This window comes from Vibrio rhizosphaerae (assembly GCF_024347095.1).
Lineage (GTDB): Bacteria > Pseudomonadota > Gammaproteobacteria > Enterobacterales > Vibrionaceae > Vibrio > Vibrio rhizosphaerae.
In genome coordinates, this window is sequence record NZ_AP024903.1 from 938,516 (window position 1) to 956,017 (window position 17,502).

The window sequence follows — 17,502 nt, forward strand, 5'->3', positions numbered from 1 at the left end:
CAAGTCTTTGTTGTTGATATGTGGTGAGTCATTGCTCGGGTTTATTGACTCAAAAATGCTTCCAGTTGTGCCATTTTATCGGCATAGGGCGCACGGATACGCTGGCTGGATGCGCCTTCTTTACTTTGGATAACTATTGGTTTGGCATGGGTAAAGCGACGGAATCCGTGGATCCCATGATACGCGCCAATCCCGGATGCACCAACACCACCAAATGGGAGTTCTTCAATGGTTACGTGTGTCATCACATCATTGATGACCAGCCCGCCTGAGGTGGTTTGACTGGCAAACTGGGCTTGTTGTGTCTGACTCTCGCCGAAGTAGTACGCTGCCAGCGGACGAGGATGCTGATTGATATAGTCAATGGCATCGCCTAACTCATGGTAGGTTTTGACCGGGAGCAGCGGGCCGAATATCTCTTCTTGCATGATGGCCATCTCATCGGTGACATCCAGAACCAGATGGGGAGCTATTTTGCGGCTGCTTTGATCAAAAGCGACTTCTCCTGCAGGGGCGAGACTGATGACCCGTGCACCTTTTCGCTGCGCATCGTCAAGTAAGTCAATCAAGCGCTGATAGTGTCGCTCGTTAACGATTGATGTGTAGTCCGGGTTCGCCTGCATGGTTGGGAAGCTGTGGCGAATTGCCTGCTGCGCGGCATCAATCAGCGATTCCTCTTTCCCTTGAGGCAATAAAACATAATCTGGCGAAAGACAAATCTGACCGGCGTTAAATGCTTTAATCGCCAAGGTGCGAGTCATCGCGGTCGACAAATCTGCATCGGGGGCGATGACAACCGGAGATTTACCGCCGAGTTCGAGCGTGACCGGCACCAGATTTTCTGAGGCGGCACGCATCACTTTTTTACCGACTGCCGTGCTGCCGGTAAAGAGCAGGTGATCGAACGGTAATGAACTGAATTGCGCTGCGATTTTGCTGTCACCCAGTACCACGACAAATTCCATCGGGTCAAAGTAACGTCCCACCAGTTCCGCAATCAGTTCGGATGTTTTTGGCGTCAGTTCGGAAGGTTTCAGCATCACGGTATTACCGGCTGAAAAAATTCCCGCCAGCGGGCCGAATGACAGGTTCAGCGGAAAATTCCACGGACTGATGACGCCAACGACGCCCAGTGGCTGCGGCTGGATTCGCGCCTGCATTCCTTGGTCTGCATCGATGGTTTCGGCGGTCATCCATTCTGCCACATGCTCGGCCGCATATTGCAGTGCCCGTACTGAGGTCACGATGTCGGCCAGCATCGACTGATAAGTGCTGCGGTGTCCAAAGTCTTCACTCATCGCTTGTGCCAGTGCTACGTGGTTCTCCTTCAGTAATCGAATCGACCGTAGGAGGCGGTCCTGACGTAACTCGGCATCGGCAGGGCCAGATTTGAGATGCGCCCGTTTCATGCTGCTGAGAATTGAGTTCATCTCATTAAAAGATGATGTATCAGCAGAATCGAGATTCGCTGCGGCCACTTGAGCGGATGATGTTTGAACAGACATATAAACTCCTTAATAAAGCTAACCTTGTTGGTTGAATGCAGTGCTGAATTCGTTGGCTGTAATATTCGTTCATTCAACCGATTGGTTAATAAAACGCCTCAGTGAATAAAACGTATGGATTCATACAACCCATGATAAAGACAGCCAATGATGTGATTCGACTGCTGTGCTTTCGGTAAAAAAGCATATATGAGAGTGGCGTGATGGGGCTAACAAGGTTATTTTAGGATGGGTATAAATATTTTTATGGCTTTCTTTGAAGCGCAGGAGTGTCAATGTCTCTGAACCGGTTAAGAACCTTTGTCGAAGTTTATCGCCAGCGATCGATCAGCGCTGCGGCAAGGAATTTGAATCTGACTCAACCGGCGGTGTCACAGCATATCGCCGGGCTGGAGGTGGCTGTCGGGAGAAAGTTATTTACCCGTGAAGCCTCCGGGGTGGAACCGACCACCGCTGCCGATGAATTGGCAGTTGATATCGGTGATAAGCTCGATGCCGTTGAATCAGCACTCGCACAGGCGAGATCCAGATCCGTCAATATGGAGGGGGTGTTGCAAATTATTGGCCATGCGGATTTTATGGCGGAGGTGATTGCACCGCGTCTGCTGCCGTTATTGCAATCGGACATTCGGGTCAGAATGCATGCCGGTGACGGTGATTTAGTTCATCACATGCTGGTGGAAGGGCACTGCGATCTGGGATTTACTGCTCACCCGGTGACGGATAAGCGCCTGCGCAGCGAAACTGTGATGACTGTGCCTGTGATGGCGGTTGCTGCTCCCGCTGTCGCTACACGTATTGCACAGGCAGACGATTTGACTCAGGCGCTGATCAATGAGTCGATGTTGACGTACAACCTTGAGTTGTCGGTGATTGATCACTGGATGAAGAAAAATAACATTCATCTGGGCAACCATCCCCCTGCGTTGGTGAGTCAGGATTTACGGGCGCTACGTCGTTTACTGATGCAGGGATTTGGCTGGACAGTTATGCCGGATTATTTGTGTCATGAACAGATCCGACAGGGAGATTTGCAGCGGATCATCGCTCCGGTTGCTGACACCCGCTTGGAATATTACATGGCATGGGCCCCCAGTGCTTTGAGACAACCCCGCATTGCCCATGCACGGCAGACTCTTTTGTGGTTGTTGAATCCGTTGCATGCAAGTAAAAAATAAAAAGAAAGTAAAAAGGACAGGCAGAATAAAAGGGAATAGAAAGGACAGGCAGATTAAGATTTTTCTAACAAGGACAGACGGTTTAAGCAGACGGTTTAAGCATCTGCCATGTGGTGTGAGAATGACTGACCGTTAGGAGGACAGGCGCTTTTTCAATTTTTTCTAGGAAGGACAGGCACTTTTTCTAGGAAATTTTACAGGTCGGTTTGTCGAGGGAGGAGACAGATAATTTTCTTCGCGGGACAGACACTCCAAGGGAGTCGTGAGTCATGCATCAATCGTGATATGATGCGTGATAACATCTGAGCAATGATATTCATTGTTCTTCCTCCCCATCCGCTCTGGGCTGTGATGGGGTTTGCCCCCGGAGAATATCGGTAAGTGCAATGACAACAGAACAACAGCAACAAAAGGCATCAGGCATACATCTGTGGGTGTATAAACTGATTGCGGTTATCAGTCTGATTCTGGCAATTATCGGGGCGATTTTACCGGGATTGCCCACGACAGAATTTGTGATTTTATGTGCGTGGGCCTCGGCAAAAGGTTCTCCGACGATTCATCGTTTTCTCATGTCAAAGCCCTTTTTCCGCAACATGATCGAGAACTGGCAAAATGGCAAAGTTATCTCCCGCAAGAATAAGATTTTGTCAGCGTTATCGATGTCAGTCTGTCTGCTGATTTTGTTGTTGCACAAAGTGGCTTTCGTCTGGGTGGCAGTCTCGACCATGGGTATGTTGATCGGGAGTTTCTATATCTGGAGACGCCCGGAAAAAGTGCCGGAAGCTCCGGATCTCAGTCAGGACGAACATTAAGCTCCATGCATTAAAGCTTGCAATGTTAGGGGTTGTGCATTGTGGCGTCTGTCCCCGCTATTTTCCCTATTTGTATTCGTTTTCCCATTGTGCCTGTCCTCGCAATCAATCGGTAATCCTGCCTGTCCACGCAATCACGTTATTCACTGTCTAGCGTCTGTCCTCGTAATCACAATTACCATATCAGTCCCTGTAATTCCGTCTGTCCCCATAAGGTCTCCCATCTGTTGGTCTTTCTTATGCCGCCTGTCCTCGTTATGAATGGCAATGAATTGCACATAATTGATTCTTTCTTCTCTATCTTTTTATAAGACACTCGTACATAATACGAACGCTAATAATTCTTATTTGTTTTCTGGTGTGTTGTATGACATTAGTGTGGACGTTATTAAAGGGAAACACGTTCAAGTTTCTGACGGCAATTCTGTTAAGTGCTTTGAGTGCGGGTGCCGGAGTGGCGGTGATTGCAATGATGAGTCGCGTCTCATCAGCGGATGTGATTACCGGTCAGGATGTCGCTTTACTGTTCGTCTTGATTTTCCTGTTATTTGGCTTAAGTTTTTTCTCTCAGGCAATGCTGACATCTTTGGGCCATCATGTGGTGTATCGGTTGCGACTGCATCTGTCTCAACGAGTGTTAAAAACCTCGGTGGAGCGCATTGATCAACTGGGGCAACCGGCGATTCTGGCCGCTTTAACTAAGGATGTGACGTCGATTAGTCAGGCGTTTAACAGCCTGCCTTTTGTGGTCTATGGTGCTGCGGTACTGCTGTGTTGTTACGGCTATCTGTTGCAACTGTCGTTGCCATTTTTCCTTTGTACATTGGTGATGACTATTCTTGCGGTGGTGATTGCCCGGCAATTGATGTCAGCCTCCAGACAATTGAAGCGTGAAGTGCGGGAAAACGACGACCAACTCTATGACCGTTATTCGGGTCTGTTGTTGGGGCGTAACGAGTTGAAACTCAGCCGTCAGCGTCGCAGTAGTTTCTTTAGCGATGGCTTAAAACCGGTTGTCAGCCGGGCATTAGGGCTGGAAGTTAAAGCAGATCGATATACGGTATTAAACGGCAGTTGGGTCAATACCTCTATTTTGTTGCTGATTGCTTCGATTATTTTGATTCACAGTGTATTTGGGGTCGGAACCAAAGAACAGCTGACCACTTTTGCGCTGACGATTTTGTATTTACGCTCTCCGCTGGCCGGTATGATTGGTTCATTACCCGCTTTGATTTTAGGTTCGGTCGCTTATGCCAAAGTACAGCAACTGGCATTGCATGAAGGGACAGACGCCGTAGGCGAACAGCCGGCGCAGGAAGCATGCTGGCAGTCGTTACACATGCAGAATGTGACCTACCAATACCCGTCAGAATCCGGTGAACCCGGATTTGGTGTCGGCCCGATTGATTTTGAACTGAAGCAGGGGGAGCTGGTGTTTTGGGTCGGGGGGAACGGCAGCGGTAAATCAACATGTGCCCGGTTGGTCACCGGTCTTTACACGCCCCATGGCGGCAATATCGTATTTGCCGGTCAGGAGATCAATGAAGAAAACCGCGATTGGTTTCTCAGCCATTTCTCGGTGGTCTTTGCGGATTTCTATCTGTTTAAACAACTGATTAATGAATCAGGGGACAGTCCCGATCCTGCACTGGTTGAGCATTATCTCAAAGCACTGTCGTTGGAACAGAAAGTGACGGTCACTGAGGGCGAGTTGAGTACCACCAAACTGTCTCAGGGGCAGCGTAAACGTCTGGCACTCCTGCTGGCTTATTTAGAGAATCGCAGCATTATCTTGCTGGATGAATGGGCGGCTGATCAGGACCCGGCATTCCGCAAAGTCTTTTATACCGAGTTACTGCCTGAGCTGAAAGCAAGAGGGAAGACAGTCATTGCGATTACGCATGATGATCACTATTTCTATATGGCTGACAAAATTTACCGGATTGATCAAGGGCATATCATGCTGGACGATGAGCCGCTTCATGGTCAGTCATCTCAACCTCAGTCATCTCAATCCGAGAACAACGCCTCAGATAAAAAGGAAGACGTCGTATGCTGAGAAAAACACTGGGTATCCTGATATTTACGTTGGGTTGGTTCTGTCAGCCCGTTTCGGCGGATGAAGTGACTCACGCGGTTTCCCTGTACGGTCAGCCGAAATATCCTGCCAGTTTTGACCATTTTGCCTACGCTAACCCGAATGCGCCGAAGCAGGGGGAATTGGTGATTGCGGAAATTGGCAGTTTTGATTCACTGCATCAATTTATTAATCTTGGTACCAAGCCCAGAGGCCTGTTCTGGCTTTATGACAGCCTGACGGATCGCGGTCATGACAAAGATGAAATCAAAACCCGCTACGGCGCATTGGCGGAAACGATCACCATTGCTGATGATGACTCATGGGTGATCTACCAGCTGAGAAAAAATGCCCGTTTTAGTGACGGACAACCGGTAACGGCTGAAGACGTGGCCTTTTCTGTTAAACAGTTTCAAACCGTGGGACTGAGTAACATTAAATCCCGTTTTCAGGGCGTGCAGTCGGTCGAGGTGTTAGGACCACGAAAAGTGAAGTTTAATTTTGGTGATCAAGGCAGCCGTTTACAGATCCTTAATTCCGGTAATCTGCCTGTCCTGCCAAAGCATGTCTGGCAAGGAAAAGACTTCACCAAACCGTCACTAGAGAAGCCCGTCGGTTCTGGCCCTTATCAGGTTACCTCGGTGATCCCCGGGCGGAGTATTACTTATCAATTACGCGATGATTACTGGGGCAAAGATCTGGCGGTCAATCGTGGCAAATATAATTTCAAAACGATTCGTGTCGAATATTTCCGGGACCGTAATGCCGCTGTACAAGCGTTAGCTGCGGGGGAAGTGAATTATATTGCCGAGTCAAATCTGGCGCGCTGGCAAAAACTCTATCAAGGCAAGGCATTCGATACAGGGACAGTCGTCAAAGACAGGATTGATTATCAGGCACCGTCATTTGTGACCGCGTTATTGTTCAACCTGCGTGAAGAGAAGTTTGCTAACCCGAAAACCCGTGAAGCTCTGGCGTATGCATTTGATTTTGAGTGGCTGAATAAGCGTGCCTTTCAGGGCAAATATCAGCGTGCGGAAAGTCTGTTTAACAATAGTTTTCTCGCCGCTGAAGGTCCCATATCTTCCTCAGAAACGGCGGTATTAGCACCGTTCAAGCAAGCATTACCCCCCGCCTTGTTCACCGATACCTTTCATTGGCCGACCACTGATGGTTCAGGCAATGATCGGGCGAACCTGATCAAAGCGAAGCAACTGCTTGAAGCCGCTGGCTGGAAAACTGAGCAGGGTCGGTTGGTTGATGCCAATCATCAGCCCTTTGTGATTCATTTTCTGGTTCCGTCTCCGGCGATGAAGCCCGTCCTTGGCGCTTATTTGCAAAATCTGAAGCGGTTGGGCATCGAAGGACAGGTGACGGTACGTACCGGTACGGAATTCTATAAGCAGCTGATGCAGCGTCAGTTTGATATGACACCGATTCAATACAAAGTACGCATTCCGCCCAATACCGAAGTCCGTTCTGCTTTATTGTCGTCGTTTGCGGATGTCGCAACCAGCAACAATATTGCCGGATTTAATGACCCGGTGATTGATGCGTTAGTGAACGATTTAGTTCACGCCGACAGTTATGAGAGAACTGAAGTTTACGGCAGAGCACTGGATCGCGTCTTGAAATGGAAATATTACTTTGTGCCGTTATGGGCCCGTAACTTCCAGCTCGTCGCACATGCGGATTATATTCAGCGGCCCAAAGTGAATCCTGCCTATGGTTATGAAATCGAATTTTGGTGGGACAGTCGGAATAGCGGTCGGAATAGCGGGGACAGTCGGAATAAAGTACAGCAGGACAGCGCCCACCCATGATGCGCCAATATGTAGTCAAACGGTTGTGTTTGATTGTGCCGACTTTGCTGACGATTGTGACGCTGAATTTCTTTCTGTTGCAGTGGCTCCCCGGCGGGCCGCTTGATGCTGTTCTTGCCAAAATGGGGGGAATGGATACGGGCACCGCGTCGCTGTTCGACAGTGAAAATACGCAGTTAGACGGGCAGCAGATCGACACTCGGTTGCGCGAGAAAATTGCCCGGCAGTACGGGTTTGATCAGCCGCTCTGGCAACGCTATACCGAGACTGTATGGCACTACCTGACGCTGGATCTCGGCAAGAGTTATTTTAGCGGGAAGTCCGTGGCGGCGTTAATCGGGAGCAAATTACCGACATCTTTTTCTATCGGTTTTTGGAGTTTGTTGATTACTTATGTGATCGCGATTCCTCTCGGTGTCTGGAAAGCACTGAATCGCGGTGGATGGCTGGATGCCGCTACCAGTTTTGTGCTTTTTCTCTCGGTCGCTCTGCCGACCTTCATTATTGCGATTTTGTTGATGATTTTATTTGCCGGCGGCGGTGTGTTTAACTGGTTTCCACTGCGGGGGCTGGTCTCTCCGGGGTTTGAACAGATGACGCTGATGGCGCAGATAAAAGATTATCTTTGGCATATTTTCTTGCCAGTGATGACTTGCGTGGCGGGCGGACTGGCACCGATTACGGTCTTGATGCGCAATTCCGTGGTTGATCAACTCAACCAGCCTTATGTGGAAACCGCCCTCAGTATCGGTGAAAGCCGACAGAGTGTTTTATTCCGCCATGTTTTGCCAAACAGTTTATTGGTTCTGATTGCCCGGATCCCTGCCGACTTACTGGCGTTATTTGTCGGCGGAGCTTTGCTCGTTGAAATCATCTTTTCACTCGACGGCGTGGCGTTACTGGCATTTGAATCACTGTTGCAGCGTGATTATCCGGTGGTCTTGGGGATCATTTATATTTACTCACTCCTCGGGTTACTCATGACATTACTGGGCGATATTTTGTATCGTCTGGTTGACCCGCGAATGACGTTTGAGGCGGTGAACGGATGAGGTTGCAGCAGAAGCAGTTTAAAGTCGTCCGGCGAGGTAAGTTAGCCGCAGTGCTCCTTGCCATGATTTTCGTCATCAGTTGTCTGTCCCCCTTACTGGCCAATGATAAACCATTGCTGATTGTGTATCAGGGGCAGTGGTACTTTCCGCTGATCCATGAATATCCTGAAACCGAATTCGGCGGTTTTTTCGATACCGAAGCGGACTATAAAGATGCGTTCGTTGCCAAAGAAATTACCCGGCATGGCTGGTGGTTATGGCCTCCGGTGCATTTTTCTTTCGACACCATTAACTACGATGTCAGCTTTCCATCGCCACCTTCCGCGACAAACTGGCTGGGGGTGGATGATCAGGGACGGGATGTGCTGGCCCGGATTCTCTACGGGACACAAATCAGTCTGATGTTTGCGCTGGGGCTGACCTTGATTGTTGCATGTCTGGCCCTGTTTTTTGGGGCTTGTCAGGGATACTTCGGCGGCGTTATTGATCTGATCGGGCAGCGGGTGACTGAAATCTGGGGCGCGATTCCGGCTATTTTTATTGTCATGATTATGGCGAGTCTGGTCCAGCCCGGCCCCTGGATACTGTTGCTGATTTTGTCACTGTTAGGTTGGCATCATTTGGCACAGCAAGTCCGGGCGGAAGTCCTGAGAATTCGCCAGCTTGATTATGTGCAGGCTGCAATCATTGCCGGCGTTGCCGACCGACGAATTATTTTCATCCATATCCTGCCAAATGCTGTCGTTGCATTGATCAGTAATCTGCCATTTATTTTTGCCGGGGCTCTCGGTGCGCTGATCACATTAGACTTTCTCGGTTTTGGGCTGCCTGCCGGTTATCCTTCACTCGGGGAGCTGCTGGCTCAGGGGAAAAATAATTTGCAGGCACCTTGGCTGGGGATGATTGGATGCACCTATATTTTAGTGCTGGTGACCTCGGTGGTTTTGATTGGCGAGATGGTTCAGGAACTGGCCGCAAGACGAAGTTCCAACGTTGGCTCTAATAGTGGTGTTACGGGGACAGACGCTTTTACGGATATGGCGGCGGCGAAAGATGTTACCGGGACAGACACCTCAGTTCGGGCTGATTCTTGCGAGGACAGACACCCGAACGGTTTAACCTCATGCAAGTCTGGCAGCGAAATCAAAGGGGGAGACAAGCATGCTGAAATGTCATGATCTTTCATTCTCAATTGGTTCTCAGCGATTGTTAAAGGATGTCAGTTTTGAGCTGGCTGCGGGGGAGACCCTTGCGATTGTCGGGGAAAGTGGTGCCGGGAAGACGCTGTTATCTAAACTGATGATGGGGTTTGCTCCAACGGATGGTGTTCAGGACGGAGAGGTTCTCTTTGAGCATCAGGAGCTGACTGCTCTGACTGATAAGCAATGGCGCACGTTGCGCGGTAGTGCTATCGGCCGGGTGGCTCAGGAACCGCTATCGGCGCTGAATCCGGTCAAGCGCGCTGAATGGATACTGAGTCGAGCGATTCAATTACATCAGCCTGCTCACAAACGGTCTCCCTCGCAACTTCGTCAGCGTATCGATGAGCTACTGCTTCAGGTCGGGTTACGTCCTGAACATCGCAAGCGCTTTCCGCACCAGTTGTCTGGTGGACAAAGGCAGCGTCTGCTGATTGCCATTGCTATCGCGAATTCCCCGCGGCTGTTGATTGCCGATGAACCGTCAACAGCACTGGATGAGCAAACTCAGCAGCAAATTTTGCGGCTTTTGAAACGCTTACAGCAAGAGCTGAACATTGCGATGATCTTGATTTCTCATGATTTGCAATTAGTCAGAGATATCGCTGATCAAGTGGTGGTTCTGAAACGAGGCGAGATTGTTGAACAGGGCAGGACTGAACAAATCTTTACCGCTCCGACGCAAGACTACACACGCATGTTGTTAGCGCGACCGTCATTCCAACGGCCTGAGCCAGTAGTTTCTGCGCCGTTGCTACGTGTCAGTCATCTGACCGTTAAACACATTATTGATGGCATTCATTTCGAATTGGCACTGGGAGAAAATCTCGGTGTGATTGGTGAGAGTGGGGCCGGAAAATCAACGCTGGCGAAAGCCTTACTGAGGCTTATTCCTGCAACGGGAAGTATCGAATTTGATGGCATGGACTGGCAGCGTCTGTCCCGCCAAGAACTGCGCGCGCAACGCGGGAAGATGCAGTTTGTCTTTCAGGATACAACATCCAGTTTTAATCCGCGTCTGACGATTTTCCAGTCTCTCAAAGATGCTTATCTGGCCCAGCATCAGGGGCAGACTCATCATGTTGAGCCACACCTCCGCCAAGCAATGCAAGATGTTGGTCTTGATGAGACATTACTGGCGCGTTATCCCCATGAACTATCTGGCGGGCAAAGGCAGCGCGTGATGATTGCCAGAGCACTGATTGTGTCTCCGAAACTGTTGATTCTGGATGAGCCGACCACGGCACTGGATCAAGTGAATCGTCGGCATATTATTGCGTTGCTTCAGCGTTTACAGGCCGAACGACATTTCAGCTTGATTGTGATCAGCCATGATCAGGGGCTATTAGCCACACTCTGTCATCAATATTTGGTTTTATCTCAAGGCAGACAATTGGCCGGGAAGGCGCGCTCTGTCCGGCACGATATGCCCCATCATGACGATGTTGCCGATGCAAACTGGCACGAAACACCCATCTCACGACAGGTTATTGAATCATGAAATCTTTAGCACCGTTATTGTCCAGACGTTCTTATGCACGAAAGAAACTCATCCATCCGGCACCCAGTGATCAAGAACTCCATCATTTATTTGAACTGGTGATGACCACACCAGACCACGGTAATTTGAAGCCTTGGCGTTTTTTGATTGTCAAAGGCGAGAAAATGCAGATGCTGGCAGATGCGACCTTAGAGATGTATCGTCGGCAGCTCCCGAATGGCGAACTGACCGAAAAGGCACGGCGCTCCTGTCAGGAGATTGCCAATACCCCGATGATGATTATCGCAGTGACTGACTTAAAACCGGCGCATCATGTTTCATTGTGGGATCAGTGGTTATGTGGTGGTGCCGCAGTACAAAATATCATGACGGGGCTGCATCTGATGGGCTATGGCGGATTTTGGTATACCTTTTTGGCCGGTGACGAGCTGAAGCCTATTCTGGGCATGCAGCCGGAAGACCAAGTGCTTGGCGCCATCTCCGTCGGTACCCCGAAAGCACGCGCTGTCCGCCCCGTAGAGCGGCAATCACCCAACCCGTACTGCTTTGAATGGCAAGGATTAGCAGCAAAGCCAACACCATATTTCGAAGATTGAGAAGGAAAGATAGGGATATTGAGGGGACTGACGGGATATTCCGGGGACAGGCAGATTTTTATCGGGACAGACGACATAAGGATGTTATCGACTTTATGGACTTATCAGGACACACCAAATAAATCTCCCAATAAACCAGCAATGCTTCAAATCCAGTTAGTATGTCATTCTTTATCAACATAAAAGTTACATCGAAAAAAGTTATATCACTCGTAGCTTTGTCAGAGGACTCTTTTTCAACATCCTGATTTGCGGCAGACTGATTTCATCATTTTTCGACCGGAATTTTTATGACGATTGCCCGAACACAGCTCGTTTCCCCTGACATCACTTCGTACTACCACTGTGTGTCACGCTGTGTTCGGCGCTCTTTCCTCTGCGGTGATGACCCATTCACCGGTATTTCTTATGAACATCGTCGTCATTGGGTTGAGCAGCGAATTTTGGCTTTGGCTAAAATTTACTGTATCGATATTTGCGCTTATGCGGTGATGAGTAACCATTATCATTTGGTTGTCCATGTCAATCGTGCTAAAGCTCTGCAACTTTCAGAAAGGGAAGTGATTGCGAGATGGGGGCAAGAACATCAATTCCCACCCTTGATACAATCCTATCTGACTGGGCAACTGTCAGCGTCTGAATATCCTGCTTGTATGAAATTAATAGCAATTTGGCGTGAACGGCTTTATTCACTCAGTTGGTTGATGAAAGAGCTGAACTATCATATCGCTTTAAGGGCCAACCAAGAGGATCAGTGTCGCGGGCACTTTTGGGAGGGGCGATTCAAATCTCAGGCGCTGTTAGATGAAAAGGCCTTACTGGCAGCGATGACGTATACCGATTTGAATCCTGTCCGGGCCAATATTGCTGAAACGCCAGAGACCTCAGAATATACGTCGTTCAAGCGACGTTTTGACGCATTGGAGAATAATCAGGAGACCCCTTCAGGTTTGTTGCCATTTATCGGAAATCGATCTCAGCAACAACCGAGTGGTGTGCCATTTCGTCTGATCGATTATATAGAATGGGTGGATTGGATCGGACGACAAATACGTGAAGGTAAACCGGGATATATCGATCACAAACATCCTCGTATTATCAGTCGCTTATCTCTGAACCAAATGGATAGCCTCGGTCTTTACTCCCGACTTGAAAAAGAGCGAGGCCTATGGATTGGCCCCAAACAACGTCTTCAGCATGTGAAGTCTTTGTTGAATCGCCAAAGACTACACGGTATCACGATTTGAATGTCTTATCTTTTCAGAGCAGTTGAACCAACCGCTCTAAAAAAGCCGTCAAATTCTGCTGAAAATAGAAATGATCTCCTGGCCAGTCCAAATGCTGGTAGTCAGAAGTATACCGAGTCCACTGTTTGACTTTCTCTTGGGTGACAACCGGATCGTTTAGGCCATGAATGGTCGTGATTGGGCAAATTAATGGTTCAATCTCTTGCCGGTTATAATTGTCATTCAGGGCAAGATCCGAACGGATAATCGGTAAAAAAAGCTCAAGTAGTTCAGGATGTTCAAACACTTCATGTTTTATCCCTCCCATCTCTTGCAGTAAAGCGATAAGCGCTTGCTCTGAAAGATCACTTCTGAGCTGGTTTTCTCCTCGTAAGTGAGGTGCATGGCTGGCTGATATCACCAACCTTTGTGGTGATGTAAGGCCTGATGTTTGCTGGATTTTTAAAGTAAGTTCATAGGCAATCAGGCCGCCCAGACTGTGCCCAAATAGAGCGTATGGTTCACGAGAGGAGAGACGGTCTCCGAGTTGTTGGATCAGATCATCCACCAGCACGGGAATACTGGTCGGTAATGGATCAGTAAATCGTCGTCCCCGCCCCGGATATTCAGGGCAATAAAGTGTGATATTGTGCGCTGCAAGTTGGGTGCGCCAGTCAGCGTAGAGTGAAGATGAACTACCAGAAGATGGTAGACATATCAGTGTTGCCATGTTGTTTCCTCAAATCATTCCATAACGCATCCATTCAATAACCCATCTGTCCCACTAAGAAATTCGAAAGTCTGTTCTTGCGAATGTTCAGTCGCGCTATGTTCGACTGTCCCGCCAGTACCGTAGAATTTCAAAAGTGCCTGTCCCACTTAGAAGTCCGTCCCGCTGAGACAAGAAGACAAAAGAAAGGCCGTCTGTCCTCCAAACGGCCTTGCACTTTCAACAATGCAATAACAACATCAGAACTTATAACTCGCTTTCAGCGATACAGTTCTGGGCGATCCCAGATACACCGCATTCTGTGATGAATCAGAAGATGATGCGTAGTAGTCTTTGTCGAACAGGTTGGCGACATTCAGTTGGACACGCAGCTTTTTATCAGCAAAGGCTGGTTGATACCAAGCGGTCATGTTCACTAGTGTGTACGCATCGAGTGTATAATCATAGCCTTGACGTTGGTTACCGGCGCGCTCTCCGACATAAACGACGCCTGTCCCCGCACCCCATTGATCATTGATATCATAAAGCAACCAGGTGCTGGCATTGTGCTCTGGCACGTTCACTGGTTTTGCGGTTGTATCCGGTGCATTGACAAACTCAACATCGGTATAACCGTAAGAGAAGATAGCCGTCAGTTGATCGGTAATGGTGTAATCACCATCGATTTCAAAGCCGCGGCTACGCTGTTTATATACATTGAAGCTACCCGTAACATCCCCCGCATATGCGACATTGTCCAAATCAATCCGATAGGTTGATAGTGTCAGATTAAGGTTTTTATCCAATAGGGCCAGTTTGGTACCAACTTCATATTGAGTCCCTTTTTGAGAATCCACCCAATGATTCGCAACCGAATCATACTTATTGTTGGGCATATAAGAGGTTGCGACGTTTGAGAAGCCTGAAACATTGTCAGTGAACTTGTATAAAGCGCCTAACTGACCACTGACGTTCGTTTCGTAAGGAGCCTTTGTCTCACTTGCCTTAAATGATGGAAGTGTTGATTGGATATACTTACGTGAATAACGGTCAGCGCGCAGGCCTGCAACAAAGTGCCAGTCACCGTACTCAATCAGATCATTCAGGTAAATCCCGTACTCCGTTAATGTCTGGGATTCATCTTGGATCTTGAACATGTCATTGGGGTCGGACACATTAGTAAAATTGTCTGAGTTATAGTCGTAAGCACCACTATTCGGATTCGGTGTTTTTAGCACACGTTTTGAATAGATTGTTGTTGCACTTTGTAAACCACTCCAGCTGGCAGAAACGCTGGTCGTTTTATCTTCTTTATAGCGGGTTGCATCGACCCCTGTGGTGATTTGATGATAGGTCTGACCAATATCAAAGGCCAGTTGGTTTTCCCAAGAAAGTACATCGGTCCGGCTTGACGTATTTTCACCACCGATATAACGGTTGATTGTCCCGTCGAAAACCTTTTTGTTCTGGTCTTGGCCGTAAATCGTCACACCGGCTATTTTGCTTCGGGAAGCCGCCGAGGAGGCATAGAAATGCACACGTGTGCCGTCATAATCTCGTTTCTGATGACGCAATTTCAGTCGGGTCGTCCAGATATCATTAATGTCATGTTCGATATCGAGTCCCCATTTCTGTGTGGTTCTCTCTTGTGAAGAGAATCCCGCCCCAAGACGTTTGCTGCCGATATCAAGGAATCGCCAGTCACCACCGGATGAGTTGAGTACGGCTAAGGTGCCTCGGTCAAAGGGGACCTTTTCTTTGTTGTATTTATACGAGAAGGTAAGGCGTGTGTCCTCGTTAGCAATCCAGGTTAAAGAGGGGGCGATATAGGTTTGTCTGCTGTCGGAGTCATCACGCCATCCTTCGGAATCATCGGCGACCCCGACAAGGCGATACAGCAGCGTTCCCTCTTCGTTAGCAGCACCGGTTGTGTCGATACTGAGGCGTCGCTTGCCATGCTCGTCAAGGTTCATCGTGAGCTGAGTGCTTTGTTCTGCTTCCGGTTTTTTGCCGATGAGGTTAATCAGGCCGCCCGGATTCATGTTGCCGTACAGAATCGACTCCGGCCCTTTGACGACTTCGACGTATTCAATATCTTCCAAAACAGCTTTATCTGAAGCCAAGCCATACACACGGGTACCATCTTCGTAAACACTGGCTTTAAATCCCCGGATCGTGAATTCATCCCGAGTCCCGCCGTAGTCATTTCCTTTGGTAACATTACTGATGTTACTCAGCACATCATTCATATCGACCGCATTTTGCTGGTCGAGCAAATCACGGTTAAGCACCACTGCTGAACGTGGAATTTCCGTCAGGTCAGCTTCAGTCCGCATGGTGGACTGCGCAATATTGGAAGTCAGCGTTTGTTTAATACTGGTGCCGGTCACGACCATCACATCTGCATTGTCCTGATCGGTTTCATTGGTTGCGGCGAAAACTGGAGAAGCGGTGAATCCGAGCATTAACACATTACGGGGGTGGATCAATTCACGAATGATTTGAGCTAAAGGTATTTTATTCATTTTGATGACTGCTTTTTCCGATGAAAGTAATTCGAGATAACCGATCTGACTACTGACAATGCCGTGTGTCCTTTCTATAGAAGCACCATTAATTCCATAGTTATCAACAGATAGCTATCTCACCGTTGCATGTAAATTGAGCGTCAGTAAATGTAAACAATTCTATATACAACTGTAAAGTTTTAATGATAATTATTTTCAATATCACTATCATTTAGATTATGATGGTGCTCTATTTTCTATTTCATAGAGCATTTATGCATATACCCCATAAAGTGTATGTGTTTTCCGTACAGAGATAACCGACCCAAAATAACAAGAGGAGATATTGCGATGGCCATTGAATTACCCCTGAAAGTCATCATGCAAAATTCAGAAGGATGGAGACAAGATCTGAGTAAGATGCACCAGATTGTTTCTGATCACCTTCATCGGCATGGCGGTATTCTATTCCGCGGATTTGATATTCTGGGGGAAGCGGAATTTCAAGCCTTTGCCCGATCATTCGGGTTTCCGCTGCTTAATTATGAGTTTGGCTCAACGCCTCGCACCGACCTCGGGGAAGGGGTCTATACCACCACCGAATATCCTGCTCATCAGGTTATTCCTCTCCATAACGAACAGGCTTATACCCTCAACTGGCCGATGAAAATCTGGTTCCACTGTATCCAACCGGCAGAGACGGAAGGTGAAACGCCAATTGCTGACAGTCGTGAAGTCTATCGTCGGATCCCGACTCGCATCCGTGAGCGCTTCGAAGAGAAACAACTGATGTATGTCCGTAACTATGGTAACGGGCTGGATCTGCCGTGGGAAAAGGTGTTTGCCACCAATGATCCCAAACAGGTCGAAGCGTTTTGTCGCGCCCATCAGATTGATTTTACCTGGAAAGGCGATGGTGAGCTGAGAACCCGTCAGGTATGTCAGTCGGTCGCCCGACATCCGGTGACACAGGAGATGGTCTGGTTCAATCAAGCACATCTGTTCCATGTCTCCAATCTCGAAGCTCATATTCGTGAAACGCTGTTATCGATTGTCGGAGAAGACGATCTCCCCCGGAACGTTTATTACGGTGACGGCTCACCGATAGAAGATGGCATTCTCGATGAAATTCGCGGGGTATTAGACGAGTGCATGGTGAAATTCCCGTGGCAACAGGGAGATGTCCTGATGTTAGACAACATGCTGGTTGCCCATGCTCGATCCCGTTTTACCGGGCCGCGAAAAGTGGTTGTCGCGATGGCAGAACCAAACTGCTAATCATTGTTTTGAGCGCTAGGTGAGGAAAATATAACG

12 protein-coding genes and 1 pseudogene are annotated in these 17,502 nt (G+C 48.5%); 10 read left to right on the plus strand and 3 right to left on the minus strand.

Going from position 1 to position 17,502, the window contains the following annotated elements; translation table 11 throughout:
- Window positions 1–41: 41 nt before the first annotated feature.
- Window positions 42–1,505: a coniferyl aldehyde dehydrogenase gene (locus tag OCV37_RS04135; protein WP_084717477.1), complete on the minus strand. Its 1,464-nt coding sequence runs from the start codon at window positions 1,503–1,505 to the stop codon at window positions 42–44.
- Between the two features lie 275 nt (window positions 1,506–1,780).
- Between OCV37_RS04135 and OCV37_RS04140 the strand changes: the two genes are divergently transcribed.
- The 9 genes and pseudogenes from OCV37_RS04140 (at window position 1,781) to OCV37_RS04180 (ending at window position 12,993) form a co-directional block, all read left to right on the plus strand.
- Window positions 1,781–2,683: a LysR family transcriptional regulator gene (locus OCV37_RS04140; RefSeq protein WP_038182280.1), complete on the plus strand. Its 903-nt coding sequence runs from the start codon at window positions 1,781–1,783 to the stop codon at window positions 2,681–2,683.
- 386 nt (window positions 2,684–3,069) lie between these two features.
- Window positions 3,070–3,498 (plus strand): YbaN family protein, encoded by a 429-nt coding sequence (locus OCV37_RS04145; RefSeq protein WP_051680621.1) that lies wholly within the window; start codon window positions 3,070–3,072, stop codon window positions 3,496–3,498.
- 367 nt (window positions 3,499–3,865) lie between these two features.
- The gene (locus OCV37_RS04150; RefSeq protein ID WP_051680618.1) at window positions 3,866–5,557 is read left to right on the plus strand and encodes a cyclic peptide export ABC transporter; all 1,692 of its coding nucleotides are present in this window, start codon (window positions 3,866–3,868) and stop codon (window positions 5,555–5,557) included.
- Complete coding sequence (locus OCV37_RS04155; RefSeq protein ID WP_084717476.1) at window positions 5,551–7,398, plus strand: extracellular solute-binding protein; 1,848 nt, start codon at window positions 5,551–5,553, stop codon at window positions 7,396–7,398. Before OCV37_RS04150 ends, OCV37_RS04155 begins: the two co-directional genes overlap by 7 nt.
- Entirely contained in the window at window positions 7,395–8,450 is a 1,056-nt protein-coding gene (locus tag OCV37_RS04160) for an ABC transporter permease subunit (RefSeq protein ID WP_038182277.1), read from the plus strand. The genes OCV37_RS04155 and OCV37_RS04160 overlap by 4 nt, the downstream gene beginning before the upstream one ends.
- A pseudogene (locus tag OCV37_RS04165) lies at window positions 8,447–9,418 on the plus strand (ABC transporter permease subunit); the annotation flags it as partial. The gene OCV37_RS04160 and the pseudogene OCV37_RS04165, both read left to right, overlap by 4 nt.
- Before the next feature lie 193 nt (window positions 9,419–9,611).
- Window positions 9,612–11,150 (plus strand): ATP-binding cassette domain-containing protein, encoded by a 1,539-nt coding sequence (locus tag OCV37_RS04170; RefSeq protein WP_051680616.1) that lies wholly within the window; start codon window positions 9,612–9,614, stop codon window positions 11,148–11,150.
- Window positions 11,147–11,746, plus strand: a complete 600-nt coding sequence (locus tag OCV37_RS04175; protein ID WP_038182275.1) for a nitroreductase family protein — start codon at window positions 11,147–11,149, stop codon at window positions 11,744–11,746. The genes OCV37_RS04170 and OCV37_RS04175 overlap by 4 nt, the downstream gene beginning before the upstream one ends.
- 290 nt (window positions 11,747–12,036) lie before the next feature.
- Window positions 12,037–12,993 (plus strand): transposase, encoded by a 957-nt coding sequence (locus tag OCV37_RS04180; RefSeq protein ID WP_038182272.1) that lies wholly within the window; start codon window positions 12,037–12,039, stop codon window positions 12,991–12,993.
- A gap of 13 nt (window positions 12,994–13,006) precedes the next feature.
- Here OCV37_RS04180 and OCV37_RS04185 read toward each other — a convergent pair whose 3' ends face one another.
- Window positions 13,007–13,702: a thioesterase II family protein gene (locus OCV37_RS04185; RefSeq protein WP_038182270.1), complete on the minus strand. Its 696-nt coding sequence runs from the start codon at window positions 13,700–13,702 to the stop codon at window positions 13,007–13,009.
- Window positions 13,703–13,941: 239 nt separating this feature from the next.
- Window positions 13,942–16,206 (minus strand): TonB-dependent siderophore receptor, encoded by a 2,265-nt coding sequence (locus OCV37_RS04190; RefSeq protein ID WP_038182268.1) that lies wholly within the window; start codon window positions 16,204–16,206, stop codon window positions 13,942–13,944.
- A gap of 333 nt (window positions 16,207–16,539) precedes the next feature.
- Here OCV37_RS04190 and OCV37_RS04195 point away from each other — a divergent pair, with 333 nt between their 5' ends.
- Window positions 16,540–17,466, plus strand: coding sequence for a TauD/TfdA family dioxygenase (locus OCV37_RS04195; protein ID WP_157635004.1), 927 nt, complete (start codon window positions 16,540–16,542; stop codon window positions 17,464–17,466).
- Window positions 17,467–17,502: the final 36 nt, after the last annotated feature.